At 71.2% G+C, this 14,806-nt stretch carries 13 protein-coding genes; 4 read left to right on the forward strand and 9 right to left on the reverse strand.

The features are described 5' to 3' along the window. Positions 1 to 117 precede the first annotated feature (117 nt). The gene (locus K7C20_RS01410) at positions 118 to 1,059 is read left to right on the forward strand and encodes an NADP-dependent oxidoreductase (protein WP_030074994.1); all 942 of its coding nucleotides are present in this window, start codon (positions 118 to 120) and stop codon (positions 1,057 to 1,059) included. Between the two features lie 322 nt (positions 1,060 to 1,381). After that, positions 1,382 to 2,728: a M64 family metallopeptidase gene (locus K7C20_RS01415; protein WP_053209267.1), complete on the forward strand. Its 1,347-nt coding sequence runs from the start codon at positions 1,382 to 1,384 to the stop codon at positions 2,726 to 2,728. Positions 2,729 to 2,995: 267 nt separating this feature from the next. Here K7C20_RS01415 and K7C20_RS01420 read toward each other — a convergent pair whose 3' ends face one another. Then, a complete protein-coding gene (locus K7C20_RS01420; RefSeq protein ID WP_409351293.1) occupies positions 2,996 to 4,501 on the reverse strand; it encodes a sigma-70 family RNA polymerase sigma factor in 1,506 nt (501 codons plus the stop codon). Between the two features lie 353 nt (positions 4,502 to 4,854). Here K7C20_RS01420 and K7C20_RS38000 point away from each other — a divergent pair, with 353 nt between their 5' ends. Further along, positions 4,855 to 5,784, forward strand: coding sequence for a CAP domain-containing protein (locus tag K7C20_RS38000; protein ID WP_245171330.1), 930 nt, complete (start codon positions 4,855 to 4,857; stop codon positions 5,782 to 5,784). Positions 5,785 to 5,950: 166 nt separating this feature from the next. On the opposite strand, the gene K7C20_RS01430 is transcribed toward K7C20_RS38000, so the two are convergent. Continuing rightward, positions 5,951 to 6,601 (reverse strand): alpha/beta hydrolase, encoded by a 651-nt coding sequence (locus K7C20_RS01430; protein ID WP_053209469.1) that lies wholly within the window; start codon positions 6,599 to 6,601, stop codon positions 5,951 to 5,953. A 331-nt stretch (positions 6,602 to 6,932) separates the two neighbouring features. Between K7C20_RS01430 and K7C20_RS01435 the strand changes: the two genes are divergently transcribed. Next, entirely contained in the window at positions 6,933 to 7,442 is a 510-nt protein-coding gene (locus K7C20_RS01435) for a MarR family winged helix-turn-helix transcriptional regulator (protein WP_051817687.1), read from the forward strand. Between the two features lie 9 nt (positions 7,443 to 7,451). Here K7C20_RS01435 and K7C20_RS01440 read toward each other — a convergent pair whose 3' ends face one another. The 7 genes from K7C20_RS01440 to K7C20_RS01470 all read right to left on the reverse strand — a co-directional run bounded on the left by K7C20_RS01440 (position 7,452) and on the right by K7C20_RS01470 (position 14,160). Then, on the reverse strand, positions 7,452 to 8,714 hold the full coding sequence (locus K7C20_RS01440; protein WP_053209470.1) for an amidohydrolase family protein: 1,263 nt from the start codon (positions 8,712 to 8,714) through the stop codon (positions 7,452 to 7,454). Further along, on the reverse strand, positions 8,711 to 9,238 hold the full coding sequence (locus tag K7C20_RS01445; RefSeq protein WP_030074987.1) for a nuclear transport factor 2 family protein: 528 nt from the start codon (positions 9,236 to 9,238) through the stop codon (positions 8,711 to 8,713). The genes K7C20_RS01440 and K7C20_RS01445 overlap by 4 nt, the downstream gene beginning before the upstream one ends. 68 nt (positions 9,239 to 9,306) lie before the next feature. After that, positions 9,307 to 9,984: an O-methyltransferase gene (locus K7C20_RS01450; RefSeq protein WP_030074986.1), complete on the reverse strand. Its 678-nt coding sequence runs from the start codon at positions 9,982 to 9,984 to the stop codon at positions 9,307 to 9,309. Continuing rightward, a complete protein-coding gene (locus K7C20_RS01455) occupies positions 9,981 to 10,922 on the reverse strand; it encodes a TauD/TfdA family dioxygenase (protein ID WP_030074985.1) in 942 nt (313 codons plus the stop codon). The genes K7C20_RS01450 and K7C20_RS01455 overlap by 4 nt, the downstream gene beginning before the upstream one ends. Next, positions 10,919 to 12,490, reverse strand: a complete 1,572-nt coding sequence (locus K7C20_RS01460) for an AMP-binding protein (protein ID WP_030074984.1) — start codon at positions 12,488 to 12,490, stop codon at positions 10,919 to 10,921. The genes K7C20_RS01455 and K7C20_RS01460 overlap by 4 nt, the downstream gene beginning before the upstream one ends. After that, positions 12,477 to 13,127 (reverse strand): thermostable hemolysin, encoded by a 651-nt coding sequence (locus tag K7C20_RS01465; protein WP_030074983.1) that lies wholly within the window; start codon positions 13,125 to 13,127, stop codon positions 12,477 to 12,479. The genes K7C20_RS01460 and K7C20_RS01465 overlap by 14 nt, the downstream gene beginning before the upstream one ends. 28 nt (positions 13,128 to 13,155) lie before the next feature. Next, positions 13,156 to 14,160, reverse strand: a complete 1,005-nt coding sequence (locus tag K7C20_RS01470) for a methyltransferase (RefSeq protein ID WP_030074982.1) — start codon at positions 14,158 to 14,160, stop codon at positions 13,156 to 13,158. Between the last annotated feature and the right edge of the window lie 646 nt (positions 14,161 to 14,806).

The raw sequence follows: 14,806 nt of genomic DNA on the forward strand, positions 1-14,806 counted from the left end.
GATCGGCGCCATGTCCCTTCACGGGGACGAGGCTGAAGTCATCGATCCAGCGCCTCCGGCACGACAGTCCGGGCATTGCGTAACCCGGCATTCCATACATCGAACGGGGAGACCCACATGCGAGCGATCATCTACAACGAATTCGGCGGCCCGGAGGTGCTCGCCCTCGGGCACACCGACAAGCCGGTGCCCGGACCGGGGGAAGTGCGGGTGAAGGTGGTGACGGTCGGCGTCAATCCACTGGACTACAAGCGGCGTTACGGGTGGGTGGAGCAGTTCTACCCGACGACGTTTCCTGCCGTGCCGGGGCTGGAGTTCGCCGGGGTGGTGGACGCGATCGGTGCGGCGGCGGACGGCGGCCCCGACGGAGACCCGGCGGACGCCCTCGCCGTCGGCGACGAAGTCTTCGGCTTGACGAGCACCGGCGCCTACGCGGAGTACGCCCTCGCGGGTGACGTCGTACGCAAGCCCGCGGCGCTCTCCTTCGAAGCCGCGGCGACCCTCCCGGTGGCCGGTGAGACGGCGCAGCGCGTATTCGACCTGCTGGGCCTGAGGGAAGGCGAGACCCTGCTGTTGCACGGTGCGGCGGGCGCCGTCGGCCAGATCGCGATACAGCTCGCGGTGGCGCTGGGCGCCTCGGTGGTCGGCACCGCGTCCCCGGCCAACCACGACTTCCTACGCTCGCTGGGCGCGGTCCCGGTGGCATACGGAGCGGGCCTCGCCGACCGGGTCAGGGCGGCTGCGCCGCAGGGCGTCGACGCGGTCTTCGACGCGGCCGGCCAGGACGCGCTGCCGGTCTCGATCGCACTGCTCGGCGGAACGACCGACCGGATCGTCACCATCGCCGATATGCACGCCGCGGATCATGGCGTGGTCTTCTCGGCGGGCGGTACACCCCCGGAGAAGGTCCGGGAAATCCTGGCCGCGCACGCCCGCCTCGCCGTCGAGGGAAAGCTCGCCGTACCGGTCGTCGAGACCTTCGCGCTCGCGGACGCCGCCAAGGCCCAGGAGCTGAGCGAAGCGGGGCATGTGCGAGGGAAGTTGGTCATCAAGATCTGAAGTTTGTCATCAAGATCTGAGGACTGCGCCGGCCGATGTGTCACGACGCCGGCCTGGACCGCCGCAAGCGGCCACCACCCTCCGCTCCCCCGGTGCGCCACAGGCAGCCTGCCTGTGGCGCAGCGCCCTGTGTGGGTGGGCTGCCGGGGGGCCGGGGCCGCCCCCAGTGGCCGCGGGGCCGGGGCAGCCTGGCCCCAACTCATCTTTCAGGTACGCCACTCGGGCCCCGTCCGTTGCCTCAAACCTCCGCAGCCTCTACGTTGAGCGCGCCTGAATTCGGTTCAACCCGCCGCTCGTGCGGCGGGCTTCGGGAGGACCCCCCATGCGCAGACGCACCTCCGGACACACCTCGAGAGACACCTCCAGACGCATTTCCATACGCACCGCCGTGTCGGCCGGCCTTGTCGTGGTGACACTGGCGGCAACAGCCGCCGCGGCCACCGCCCAAGGCGCCGCCTCGGCCCCGTCGCCGCACGGCCAACGCACCCAGCAGGTCGAGTACTTCACCGGATCGACCGCTCACCCCCGCCAACTCACCGTCCCGGCCTCGAAGCCGGTCTCCCCCTCCGACAGGGCCGCGATCGCCGCCGACGGTGACGTCACCTCGATCGTGCAGAACGGCCCGGTCGGCAGCAAGCTCGATGTGGTCTTCGTCGGTGACGGCTACACCGCGGCCCAGCAGGAGGACTTCCACGCTGACGTCCGCGCCAAGTGGGCCAAGATCTCCGCCGTCGAGCCCTACGCCTCGTACGCCGGCCTGTTCAACGTCTGGGCCGTCGACGCCGTCTCCAACGAGTCCGGTGTCTCCGGGGATCCGACGCAGGACGTGGTCCGTGACACCGCCCTCGACTCCGCCTTCTTCTGCGAGGGCACCGAGCGGTTGCTCTGCGTCGACACCGGCAAGGTCGAGTCCTACGCCTCCAAGGCCCCGGCCGCCGACCTCGTCGTGATGCTCGGCAACTCCACCAAATACGGTGGTGCGGGCTACAACGACATCTCCTCGCAGGCCGGTTACGACGGGATCGCCACCGCCTCCTCCGACAACGACCGGTCCGACCAGATCGCGGTGCACGAGACCGGTCACTCGCTCGGCAAGCTCGCCGACGAGTACGACTACGGCCAGTCCGGCACCTACACCGGCCCCGAACCCACCGAAGCCAACCTCACCACCCTCTCCGCCGACCAGATGACCGCTCAGCGGCAGAAGTGGTACCGCTGGATCGGCCAGGAGTCGCCGGACGGCGGCGCGGTCGGCGCGTTCGAAGGCGGCGGTTATTACCAGTACGGACTCAACCGTCCCACCGACAACTCGATCATGCGGACGCTCGGCCGGGAGTTCAACCTCCCCGGCCGCGAAGCGATGATCGCGGGCTTCTACCGCTATGCCACCGTGCTGAACAGCCCGGTGGCGACCGACCGCGCAGTGCCCCGCAAGGCTCGTCTCCGTGTCACCGTGCCCGCCTCCGCGCAGGTGAAGTGGTATGTCGACGGCCGGGAGCGCAAGGCCGCACGCGGCAGATCCACCGTAGTGGTGCGGACCCTCGGGGTCCCCGCCGACGGCCGGAGCCATACGGTCACGGCCAAGGCCACCGACCGTACGGCCGCGGCCCGTGACCCGGCACTGCGCAAGCTGCTGTCCGGCTCGCTGAGCTGGCGGGTCTCCCCCTAGTCAGCCCCTCGCACAACACCCCGGTACCGGGCGGGCGTGCCGCAGCAACGCGCCCGCCCGGAACCGGGGTTCCGACCTCTCACGGGCCCCCGGGCATCCTCCGCGGGCGTCATACCCTCCGGGCCATCTCGCTGCCACCGCGCTCTCCCGTCCGGCTGCCCTGCCGTGCCGGCTGCCCCGCTGTCGTACGGTGAAGGGTGGCGAAGTCGCACGCCGTCCGGTGCAGCAGTCGGTGCAGCGGTCGGTGTCGCCCCCGGCGGGCGAAGGTCAGCGCGGTGCGGCGAGATCCTGGGTCCACCAGGGCCCGCCCGCGCCCTCGACGACGCCGATGCCGACCGCGGTGAACTTGCAGTCGAGCATGTTGTCGCGGTGCATGGCGTCGCCCATCCAGTCGTTGACCGCCGCGGCGGCGGTGCGCGGACCCCGGTCGAGGTTCTCGCCCCAGCTGCTCCAGCGATATCCGGCGGCGGTGATCCGGTCGTCGGGGCCGGTACCGTCCGGGGCGTCGTGCTCGTAGTACTGACGAGCCGCCATGTCGGCGGAGTGGCGTCGCGCCGCGGTGTGCAGTCTCCGGTCGATGCGCAGCGGTCCGCAGCCGGCCCGTGCCCGCCGCTGGTTGATGAGTTCGGTGGCCTGTTCTTCGAGGCTGGGCGGGGTGGCCGACGGGGTGGGGGTCGGCGTGGCGGACGGGGTGGGGGACGCGGTCGCGGTGCGCGACGGGGTCGGCGTGGGCGTGGGGCGGGGCGCCGGCGGGGGCGCGGCCACGGTAGGTGCCGCCTTCGGCTCGTGCTTCCGTTCCTCCGGGGGCGTGGCGGGCCACCACCACAAGGCGGCTGTGACGGCCATCGCGAGCGTGGCGGTACCCGTGACGGCGGTGCCCTTCTTCAGTCGGCGGGGCCGGGGGAGCCGCGTCGGCAGAGAGGGTTCGCCGGGCGCCCCGGAAGTGTGGTGTGCGGGGGCCGCGGCCGCCGGAGCCGTCGCGGCGGTGGGGGCCAGGGCCGCGGGCGGGGCGAGGTGCGGAGGCAGCGGCAGGAGGGCGAGGCCTGCCAGGAGTCCCTCGGCGGGCAGGAGATCCTTCCAGTGCCCGGAGCAGGCCGTGCACTGCCGTGCATGGCGGGATATTCGTTTGCGCCAGAGGGCGCAGGGTTCGTGGTCCCAGGCGGCCGTCACATCGGCCAGATCGGGGCATGGCGGACTCGCCGCGAGCGCACGGACCACCACGCGCCCGGCCTCGAGTTGCTCCTTCATGCGCTGTACCCGGACGGCCGCGTGACGGGAGTCGATCCCGACGGCGGCGACCAGCTCCGGCCTGGTGATCTCGCCCGCGGCCTCCAGCCACCACAGCGACAGCAGCGACCGGTCACCCTCGTCCAGCCACCGGGTGGCCGCGGCCACTTCGCGACGCTGGCCGGACAGGCCCAGCTTCAGGATGGTCAGATCCACGAAATCGGCGGAGCGGTCGGCCCGTTCCGGTGCCTGTTCCAGGCCGACGAGGGGTGTCTTGCGCTCGGTGGTCCACCGGCGGCGTACCTGGTTCATGGCGATCGCCACCAGCCAGGAGCGGAAGGACGCCGGCTCCCGTAGGTCCGTCAGCGATTCCAGGACGCGCAGCATGGTCTCCTGCACCACGTCGTCGACATCCGCGTGGCCGTCCAGTGCACGTCCCACGACGTTGTAGATCAGCGGGAGGTAGGAGGCGATCAGCTCCTCCCGGGCATGTTCGTCCCCGGCCTTGGCAGCCTCGACGGCTGCCGTCCCGTTTTCCTGCTTCACGCCCATTCATCCCTGTTCAGTCGTGCGTACTCGTAACCCCCGCACTCAGGTGACTCCGTGGGCACGTCGCGATAACAGAAAAACCTACGCGGATCCGGAAGGCGCCCGCGCCCCGGTCCACGCGTATGGCTCAGCCCGGCACCGGCGGCCCGGCCACGCGCCGCGGCAGCCGGCCCGTGGAGGACCACCGAGGGTCTCGCCAGGAACCGCTCATGAGGACGCAGAAAAAATCTTGCGAGCTTTTCGTTATCGGGGCCCGCCCCCGGGATCTCCCATGTGTCGGACCACCCGGGCCACGCACCACGCGGCACCGCGGGCCCGACGGATCCCCATCCCCCACAGGAAACGGAACCATGAACAACGACCACCTTCAGACGGATCTGCACGACGAGGCCCCTACGGGGAGCGACCGCCGGGCGAACGGGTCCGCCGCGCACCGGCGTTCCGGCCTGTCCGGCACCGACAGCCGCTCGGGGGGACGGCACGGGCGGAGCGGCGGTCTGCACCGCGGTGGCGGTCATCCCCGACGGAAGGCCACGCTGCTGGCGGTGGCTTCCGTGATCGTCGTGGGCGCTACCGGTGCGGTGCTGATACGACCCGACTCCGGAGCCGACCAGGCGCTCGCGGCAGAGGGCCGGTCCGCGCCGGTGACGACCGACGCCGCCACCTCCGCCTCCCCGGCGCCGAAGGCCTCGAAGCCGCCCAAGAGCCGCAAGCCCTCGGCCTCCCCGTCCGAAGCCAAGCGACACGGCAAGCGGCACACCCCTGCCCGGCCGCACGCCAAGACCCCCGACCGCACCACGGACACGGTCAAGCGCACGACGCCCCGCGCCCCGCAGCGCGAGTCCGGATCCGGAGCCGGTGCGCCGGCCGGAACGCGGGCGGCAACGAGCACCGCCGCGGCGTTCGCGCAGAAGGTCGTCGAGCTGGTCAACGCCCAGCGGGCGCAGCACGGCTGCGGCCCGCTCACCGTCGACCCCCATATCCAGGCCGCGGCGCAGGCCCACTCGGACGACATGGCCGCCCGCAACTACTACGAGCACAACACCCCGGAAGGCGTCGATCCCGGAACCCGGATGACCAAAGCCGGTTTCCAGTGGGGCAGTTGGGCCGAGAACATCTTCAAGAGCCCCAAAGATCCGGCCACGGCGGTGAAGGGCTGGATGGACAGCCCGGGCCATCGCGACAACATCCTCAACTGCTCCTACAAGTCCACCGGAGTGGGCGTCAATCTCAGCGCCAACGGTCCGTGGTGGACCCAGGACTTCGGCACACACTCCTGACCGCACCCGGCGGTCGATCCCCTGGCTGCTTCGCCTGCCAAGGGCGGTGATCACGCGTTCCAGCAGGCCTCGAAATTCCCCAGCAGTCCGGGCCCGTCCGGTCCGGACTGCTGGGTCCCGCGGCGCCTAGCAGGTCAGCCGCGCGAGGGGCCAGCCGCCCGAGGGGTCAGCCGCCTGTCGGGGCGAAGGTGCGGTCGAGGAAGCCGTCGAGATTGCGGCGGGCCGTGTCACCGTGCGGACCGGCGAAGATCTCGGCGGCGTGGAGAGTGCCGGGCAGGACCTTGACCTCGGCCTTCGGGAAGCTGTGGGCGAGCTCGCGCAGCCGCCCTTCGTCGGAGAGCGGATCGTCGGCGGTCCCCAGGAGCAGCAGTTCGCCGGCGTAGGACGTGCCGTTCCCGGCGGTGTAGCCGCCCAACGAGGCGAGCGGGCTGATGCCGGCGACGCCGGCCGGGCGGGCGGTGCGGTCCGTCAGCATGCCGAGCATGAGCGTGCCGCCCATACAACCGCCCACCCACGCCACGCTCTTGGTGCCGCGCGAGCGCAGCAACCGGGTCGCGTCGGACACCGTCCGGCGGCGGTCCGCTCCCCAGTCGAAGGTGACGACGTGGTAGCCGTCGGCGGCGAGCCGCTTGGCCTCGGCCGCCCATTCACAGGCGTCGCCCCAGGAGATGGGGGCGAAGACGACCCCGTGCGGTCCGGTGCCCAGGGTGACCAGGCGACCGCCGTCCGAGGAACCGGGCAGACGGTATGCGGTGGCTCCCCGGACGCCGCGGAAGCAGGACGGCAGCCGGTCCGGTGCGGCGCTGAACTCTCGCATTCCGACAGTTCCTTCCTCGGCGGAGCGACGGTTTTCCGCCATTGCGCTCTCTTGTGGGGCCCTTTCCGCGGTGTCACCGGCGCAGGCAGTGGCGCCGGTCAGGGTCAGGACCAGGACCGCCGTCATGGCCAGAGCACGCCTCGACTCACGTTTGAACATGAGAGAAGCATAGAGAGAAAGCATTGGAAAAAGCTATATTGAAAGGTAGATGGAAAGCTTTTCACAGTGTCTACATCTGGCAATCACACAGTCTCCCCAGGTCAGAACGTGCCTGTCCGGACGGTGGGATATGTTTGGACCGAGCACTTAGGTAGAGGGAAGGCGGTTCTCAGTGGAGCCTGACCACGTAGACGAGATCATCTCGGCATGGGGACACGAGCTGCCCGAAATCGCCGGTCTCCCGCTGGAACTCGCCAAACGGACCGCCCTGTTGGTTTCGGCCTTCGACATCGCCGCCGGCGCCGAGCTGGAGAAGCTGGGGCTCACCCAGGCCGAGTACGGAGTGCTCGCCACCCTGCGGCGGATCGGCGCCCCCTACCGCCTCAAGCCGACCGATCTCACCCACGCTCTCCTGCTGTCCTCCGGCGGCACCAGCAATGTCATCAAGCGCCTGGTGGCCGCCGGTTATGTCACCCGCGCGGCGGCCGAGGACGATGCGCGCAGCAGCTGGGTACAGCTCACGCCGAGCGGCGTGGAGACCGCCGAGGCGGCGGTGCGCGCCACCACCGCCGTGCACGCCCGGCTCGTCGACCGCATTCCGGCACCCACCGCGAAGGCGCTCAGTGAGCAACTGCGGATCGCCCTTGCCGCCATCGAGGAAGGCGTGCTGATCCGCCGCTGACCGGCGACGTCAGCAGGCGGCCAGCCGGTCGCGCACGTCCTGGGCCCGTGCCAGCAGCCGCGGCAGCCCGGCGTACTGCAACCGTCCCTGCCGCTTGACGACCCGCCCGGCGACCATCACGGTGTCGACATCGGCGCGGTCCATCGAGGACACGACGGCCGCGGTGGCGTCATGCACCGGCGCCACGCCGGGGCGGTCGGTCCGCAGCACGAGCAGATCGGCCTGCTTGCCCGGGGTGAGGGAACCGATGCTGTCCGCCATCCCGAGCGCCGCGGCGCCGCCGAGCGTCGCGAACTCCAGGACCTCCCGCGCCGTGAGCAACGGCGCTTCCGGGCCCGCATGGCCCTGAAGCGCGGCGAAGCGCCCGATCTGGAACGCGGCCCGCATCTGCGTGAACATATCGCTCGGCGCGGCGACTTCGACGTCCACGCTGAGGCTGGGCAGCAGTCCGGCTGCCGCCGCCGCGGCGAACGGCGGCAGCCCGTGGCCCATCGTCATTTCGATGGCGGGCGCGACCGACAGCGCGCCACCGCTGTCGTGGATCATCCGCAGCTCACCGTCCTCCATCCCGGTGCCGTGGATGAACACCGTGCCGGGACGCAGTACGCCGAGGCGGCGCAGCCGGGAGACCGGCCTGCCGCCCCGGACGTGCAGGGCGGTCGGCAGGTCCAGTTCCCGTGCCAGGGCCCAGCCGCGCCGGATGGTCTCGTCAGTGCCGGCCTCGGCGTTGAGCGCCATGGTCACCAGGCCGTCCTTGGCGTGCAGCCGGCGGGTACGGACCCGGCGGGCATCCTGTGCCGTGCCGTGTCCGTAGGCGAAGACGCTGCGCAGTCCGGAGTCGGTGAGCGCATCGAGCAGGGCGTCGGTGTACTCCTCGGTCGGCTTGGCGACGTTGGAGATGTCCTGCACGGTGGTCACCCCCGCGTCCAGCGCACCCAGCGCGCTCAGCAGGTTCCCGACGTGGAGATCGTCGGCGGTGAGCCGGGGCGCCAGGGTGTGCAGCACGGTCGCGAAATACTCGTCGAGGGTCTGGTCCGCGCCACTGCCGCGCAGCACGGCCTGCCACATGTGCCGGTGGGTGTCGACGAAGCCGGGCAGCACGAGGCACCCCCGGGCGTCGATCCGCTCGCCCGCCTCCGTGGCGTCGATGTCCGGGCGTACCGCGGTGATCCGGCCGTCCTCCACCAGGATGTCGGCGGCCGGCAGTTCACCGATGGCCGGGTCCATGCTGAGGACACGGCCACCGGTGAGGAGCGTACGAGCGGAGGTCATGCAGTGCCCCACCCCTGGGGCGGTTGCAGACGGCCCATCTGGAGGTTCCAGTACTCGGTGTTGCGCCGGCAGCGGCCGTCGGGCGCGAAGAGCAGGATGTTGCTCTCCAGGAAGGTGACCCAGTGGTCGCCGTCGGGGTTGATGGCGGGGGCCCGCAGGGTGACCCAGAGTTCGACGGCGGCCCGGTTGCCGGTGACGACCGGGGTGCCGTGACGGCCCGTCATGTCGCTCTGGCCGGCGGTGATGTCGCGCCAGTAGCGCCCGATGGCGTCGCGCCCGCGGAAGGTCTGTGCGGGGACGCCGGGCACCGCTTCGTACACGGCGTCGGGGGTGAACAGCCGGACCGCGGCCGTGTCGTTCTTGGTCCGCCAGGCCTCCAGATAGGCATCGGTCCAGCTCGATACCTGGGCGGCGGTGAGCTTGCCGGACCGTTCGGCGGCGTGTGCGGCCGGTGTCACTGCCGCCAGCGGCAGCGCGGCGAAGCCGGCCCGGAGCAGGGTACGGCGGTGGGTACGGGGATTCACAGGTGTTCAGAGCCCTTTCCGTGCGTACGGGGTGGTGCGGCGTCCGGCGGGTCCACAGAGCGGCGGCGTCATGCCTCGTCCTGGAGGCGGAGGGAGAACTCGATGCCGTCGCCCAGGGGCAGCTGCTGGGAGAGGTAGCCGTTGCCGGCCGTGCGGACGTGGTCGGTGAACTCGGGCGGCAGCATCGGCAGATTGTCGGAGACGATCAGGGAGCCGGCCCGCAGCGCGGGTTCGAGCACCTTGAGGACCGGGAGATAGAGCTCCTTCCATCCGTCCAGCAGCACCAGGTCGACCGGCCCGGGGAGCGCGGCGAGCTGTTCGCGGGCATCGCCGGTCCGGATCTCGGCGTGGCTGCCGAGCCCCGCGCGCTCCAGATGGCCGCGTGCCCGGTCGGCCTTGCCGGGATGCAGCTCCGAGCCGATGATGCGGCCGCCGCCATTGTCGCGCAGCGCCGCCGCCGCATAGATCGTCGAAGCGCCGAAGGAGGTGCCGAATTCCACGACGAGCGCCGGGCGCAGGCTCCGTACGAGCTGGAAGAGGAAGGTGCCGACCTGCGGGTGCACGGGCAGCGCGGCCTGGGCACACAGCTCGGCGGCCTCCTGGGCGGTGGGCGGCTGCGGCCAGTCGGCCGCGGTGGCGTAGGCGCGCTTCATGACGTCCGGGTCATGGTGCTCGGCGGTGCGGGCGATCTCCTCCAGGACGGCGCCGACACGCGCGTCCTCCAGCCCGGTGGGCGTGCGGCTCATCGTTGCGCCTTCCCGTTCCGCACGGCGGCCAGCAGTGCGGGGTCCAGGTAGCTCTGTGCGTTGTAGATGGTCCGGTCGGTGTCGAGGATCTCGCGGCGGCCGTGCATCACCCGCGTGTTGTCGATCAGCGCCAGGTCACCGTCCTGCCAGTCCAGCTCCTCGGTCAGTTCGGAGGTGAGCCGGCGGAATTCGGCGAGGAGTTCCTCGGGGATGTCGGTGCCGTCGGCGAAGGTGATGTGCGGGGTCTCGTAGTTGTACGAGGGGCCGAAGATGCTGTTGGCCCAGGCGAGCCGGCTGCCGAAGAGCGTGGCGCGGGCGGCGCCGGTGCGGTACGCGTAGTGGAGGGAACCGTCGTCGTTGAGCTGGAGGGTGGTGGAGACATTGTTGCCCACCAGTTCCTTCATATCGGCGAAGGTGATGTCGCCGGGGTCCTTGCGGCCTTCCGTCTGGTGGCAGACGAACGCCTTCCACTTGGGCTCCTCCACCCTGCGGCTGTACATGATGTCCTTGATGCCGAAGACCGCGCGGGCGGTGTCACTGGCCGCGTCCCAGACGCGGTAGCCGTCGCAGACCGTGGTCCGCGAGCCGCTGGCGGCGGCCTTCTCGCACAGGAACCACGTCAGATCGGGTCCGAAGGGGCTGTTGCCGTTCTCCAGATGGAGGCCGACGGCGCCGGTGCCGGCGTCCACCTTCTGGGCGACCTCACCGCCGTGGAAGGAGCGTGCCGGGTCGAGGGTGATCCGGCTGGAGTGCGCCTTCACGAACGAGGTGAACTCCTCCAGGTCGGTGCGGAAGCCCCGGAAGAGCAGAAAGCCGGCGTCGGCGAGCAGCCCGGTGACCCATGCCGGGTCCAGCGCACGCAGCGAACCGTCCCCGGCGGGCAGGACGAGCCGGCCCGTGGCGGCGCCGTAGGGCCGGACGTCAGCGATCGTGGTCATGCGTCAGCTCCTTGGTGGTCGTACAGCGTTCCGTTGGACAGAGCGGTGCGGATGGCTGCCCGCATGGGCCGGCCGGTGACGGTGAAGAACCTGCGGTAGAGGCGCTCGTCGGCCAGGGTGAGGTGCGGTACGGCCACCCGTTCCACCTCGGAGAGGTGTGCTGCGCCGAACTCCCGGACGGCTGCTTCGGCTTCCGCGAGGCCGGTGGACTCCTCGACCAGGAACAGACCGTGGAGGACGGTGAGTCCGTCGCCGACCACCGCGACGGCGCGGACGAACGGGAGTTGGGCGTATTGCGCCTCGACCCACTCGGGGGCCACGTTGCGGCCCGCCGCGGTGATGATGACGTTCTTCTTGCGGCCGGTGATGCTGAGGAACCCCTCCCCGTCGATCCGGGCCAGATCGCCGGTGCGGAGCCAGCCGTCGGCGTCGAGGACGAGGCTGGAGGGGTCGTCCCGGGTGTAGCCGGCGAACAACGAGGTGCTGTTGACCAGGAGTTCCCCGTCGTCCGCGAGCTTGACGCGGACGTGGGGCAGCGGGCGGCCCACAGTGCCCGGACGGCGCGCGGCCGGGGTGTTCCAGCTGACCACGGAGCTGTTCTCGGACAGTCCGTACCCCTCGTGGACGGGGAGGCCGTGCTCCTCCAGACGGCGCAGCAGCTCGGGGTGCACGGGCGCACCGCCGCAGCAGATGAGCGGCGCCTCGGCACTCCCGAACAGGGCCGGTGCCACGGCCCGTCCGCCGGCCTCGGCCTCGTCCGCGGCGGTGGCGAAGGCGTCGACGAGCGCGGGCGTGGCGACCATCGCGGTCGGGCGGGACGCGGCCACGTACGGCATGGCGTCGGCGGCGGCCGCGGCCGCGGTGCCGACCAGGGCCTTGCCGGGCGGCATCAGGACGAGCGTCCCGCCGTCGAGCAGGACCATGTAGAGGCCGGTGACCTGCTCGATGAGCAGGCTGAACGGAACGAGGGAGAGATAGCGGGCGAAGGCCCCGCGGGGCATCACCGACCGCAGTGACCCCAGCAGTTCATTCAGCGCGGCTGCCCGGATCCGCACCCCCTTGGGACGTGAGGTCGTCCCGGAGGTGTGAATGACCTTGCACTCCCAGTCCGCTTCGCCGCCGCCGGCCGGCGCCAGCACCAGCGGCGCTGACGGAACGGGCCCGTCGGTGGACAGCGGCAGCACCGTGCAGTCCGGGCGCAGCACCCGGTCCCTCCCCCACTGCGTCAGACGCTCCTGTCCGGCCGCGTCCGCAAGACACAGGTCGGTCTCCTCCAGCAGACCGGCGGCCTGTTCGGCGGAGAAGGCGAGCGGGACCGGCACCTCGATGGCGCGTGCGACGATCAGTGCGAGATCGGCGACCACGAATTCGGGGGTGTTGCCGCAGACCACACCGATGCGCAGCGGCCGGCCGTCCCCGTGGCCGATCCGTTCGGCGAGGTCCGCGGCCCGGCGCGTCACCTCCTGGTAGCCGAGGGTCCGTGCCGGGACACCGTCCTCCCCCAGCACCTCGATCATCGGACGCGGCGATTCACCGAACCTGACCAGGCTCTCCCTAATGGCCCGCATGGCCGGCCACCTCCATTGCGCTGATGCTCAGTTGGAGATCGGTGACGGAGTAGCGCCCGGTGGTGTCGGAGAACAGCCGGTCCAGGGCGTTCAGCGCGATGACGCCGACCTGCGGCTTCTGGTCGTAGTACGAGCCCCAGCGCGCCGCCTCGTCGGGAGCCAGCCGGCCGGGGTCGGCGGGCCCGAACGGTTCGAAGCAGATGCCGGTACGGGCCAGCGTCGTGATCAGGCTCCGGGTGGCGGTGCACAGGATGTACTCCATGCCCAGGCACCAGGAGATGATCGGGGTGGCTCTGATCAGTTCACGGCCGACCGAGGCGCGTCTGGTGGCCAGTGCCCCCACCTCCACCACCCGCCTGCGGTCCACGGTGACCCCGAGACGGTCCAGTGCGGCGGCCTCGATCCCGGTGTCGAGATACCGCTCGGAGAACAGTTCCTGGTCCCTGCCGAAGGTGAGCCCCGCGCAGGCCAGTGGCGGGCAGGGCTCCGCCGCCCCGCCGCAGTCCGGGCGGGCGACGATGAACGAGTCGGGCCGGGGCGCCACATCGGCGCCATAGGCCTGGGCGTACACCTCGCGAGCGAGGTCCGCGGCGTCCAGCCATGAGCTGCTCGCCCGGTGTGCCAGATCGATCTGCACGGTGCTCCCCCCTTCCCCGGCTGCCGGCTTACTTGGTGCCGACGACCAGAGAGACGGATGAGGGCAGCGCGATCCGCTCGACGGTCTTCAGCCCCGCGTCGGTGAGCCAGCCGGAGATCTCCGGCAGGCTGTAGGTGCGGTCGCCGGAGCAGGCGTACATCGCCAGGGAGAACGCCGCGTTGTGCTCGTCGAGCTCCTCGCCGCGTACGTCTTCCAGCACCACGATCCGGCCGCCCGGCCGCAGCGCCTTGGCGGCCCGCGCGACCAGGTCCCGGTTCTCCTCGTCGGTGTGGTTGTGCACGATCTCGAAGAGGAAGACCACGTCATATCCGGTGCCGAGGTCGCCGCTGAGGAAGCTGCCGCGCTCCAGGGTGATCCGGTCGGTCAGTCCCGCCTCCGCAATCGCGGTGCCGGTGTCGGCGAGCGCCTCGGGCAGGTCGAGGATGGTGGCGGACAGGTCGGGGTGGCGACGGCACATGGCCATGGAGTGCAGTCCGTGCGAACCTCCCAGGTCCAACAGGCGCCGTGCGCCTTCGGGCAGCGGTACGGCGTCGACGATGGACTGCACGGTCAGCCGCGACTTGACCCGCATGTACGCGGAGAAGTCCCGCCCGGCATCGGGGTTGTCGGCCCAGCGCTCCCACAGCGACCGGTCGGGCTTGCCGTCCCGTACGGCCTGCGGCAGATCCCACATGACGTTGGTGAGTTCGTACGCCCACAACAGCGCCGGGGTGAAGTCGTACTCGGCGTTCTTGCCGAGCCAGCGCTCGGCGAGCGGGCCGTTGCGGTAGCGCCCGTCCTCCAGGGTGAGCCAGCCCAGGACGGCGGCGACGTCGGCCACCGCACGGGTGCCGTCCGTGCTCGCGCCGATCGCCGCGGCCAGCTCGTCGAGCGTCTTCGGGCCGTCCTCCTCCAGGGCGGTGAAGATGCCGAGCTTGGCGGCGGAGGTGAGCGCCGCGTAGCGGATGGTGGAACCGATCACCTCATCGATCGGGTTGCCCGCCAGCTCGGCATCGGTAGTGGTCTTGAACATGGCTGATCTCCTCAGGATGGCAGGTGACAACAGCCGCGCCGACGGCGCGCGGCCAGGACACACCGTGCTCGCGGCGGCCCGCGGGCACGGCGAAGGTGATGGGACTGCCGAACGGGGACGAGCTTCAGCCGGCCGGGGCCGATGAGCAGAGGCGCCCATGGGGCGAACCGGCTCCGGCTGTGCCACGAGGGCGAGGGGGGAATGTGCTGCGCGCCGTGGCGGCTGTGATGGATCACACCGAGGTGCGGGGCCCATCGGGGTGGTGTTCAGCTTGGGTTCCGGCCGCGCCGCCCGGTGACGACGCCCCGTCCGTGACGGCACCGGAGTAACCGGCCGCCGCCCGGACCACGCGGCCACGCAGGGCATCAGCAGCAACAGAGGGCATCAAGGGGCCCGGTACTCCTCCGGTGGCCTCGTATGCGAAGCCGGTACGGAGCCGGGCAGCGGCGTTCTCGGCCGGTGTGCGGTCGAGCGGGAGCGGTTCGGTGCAGGGACGGGTGGCAGTGCGTGGCGGAGCCGGTGGGGCGGCGATGTCATGGCGTCCCGGAACGCGCCGGACGCGGATGGCGCGGGGCAGGAATCACCCGGGGGACGCCCCTGGCGGGAGACCGACGACCGACGCTCCACCGGGATGCGAGCGGCTGAC

The sequence above is a fragment of the Streptomyces decoyicus genome, assembly GCF_019880305.1.
GTDB lineage: Bacteria > Actinomycetota > Actinomycetes > Streptomycetales > Streptomycetaceae > Streptomyces > Streptomyces decoyicus.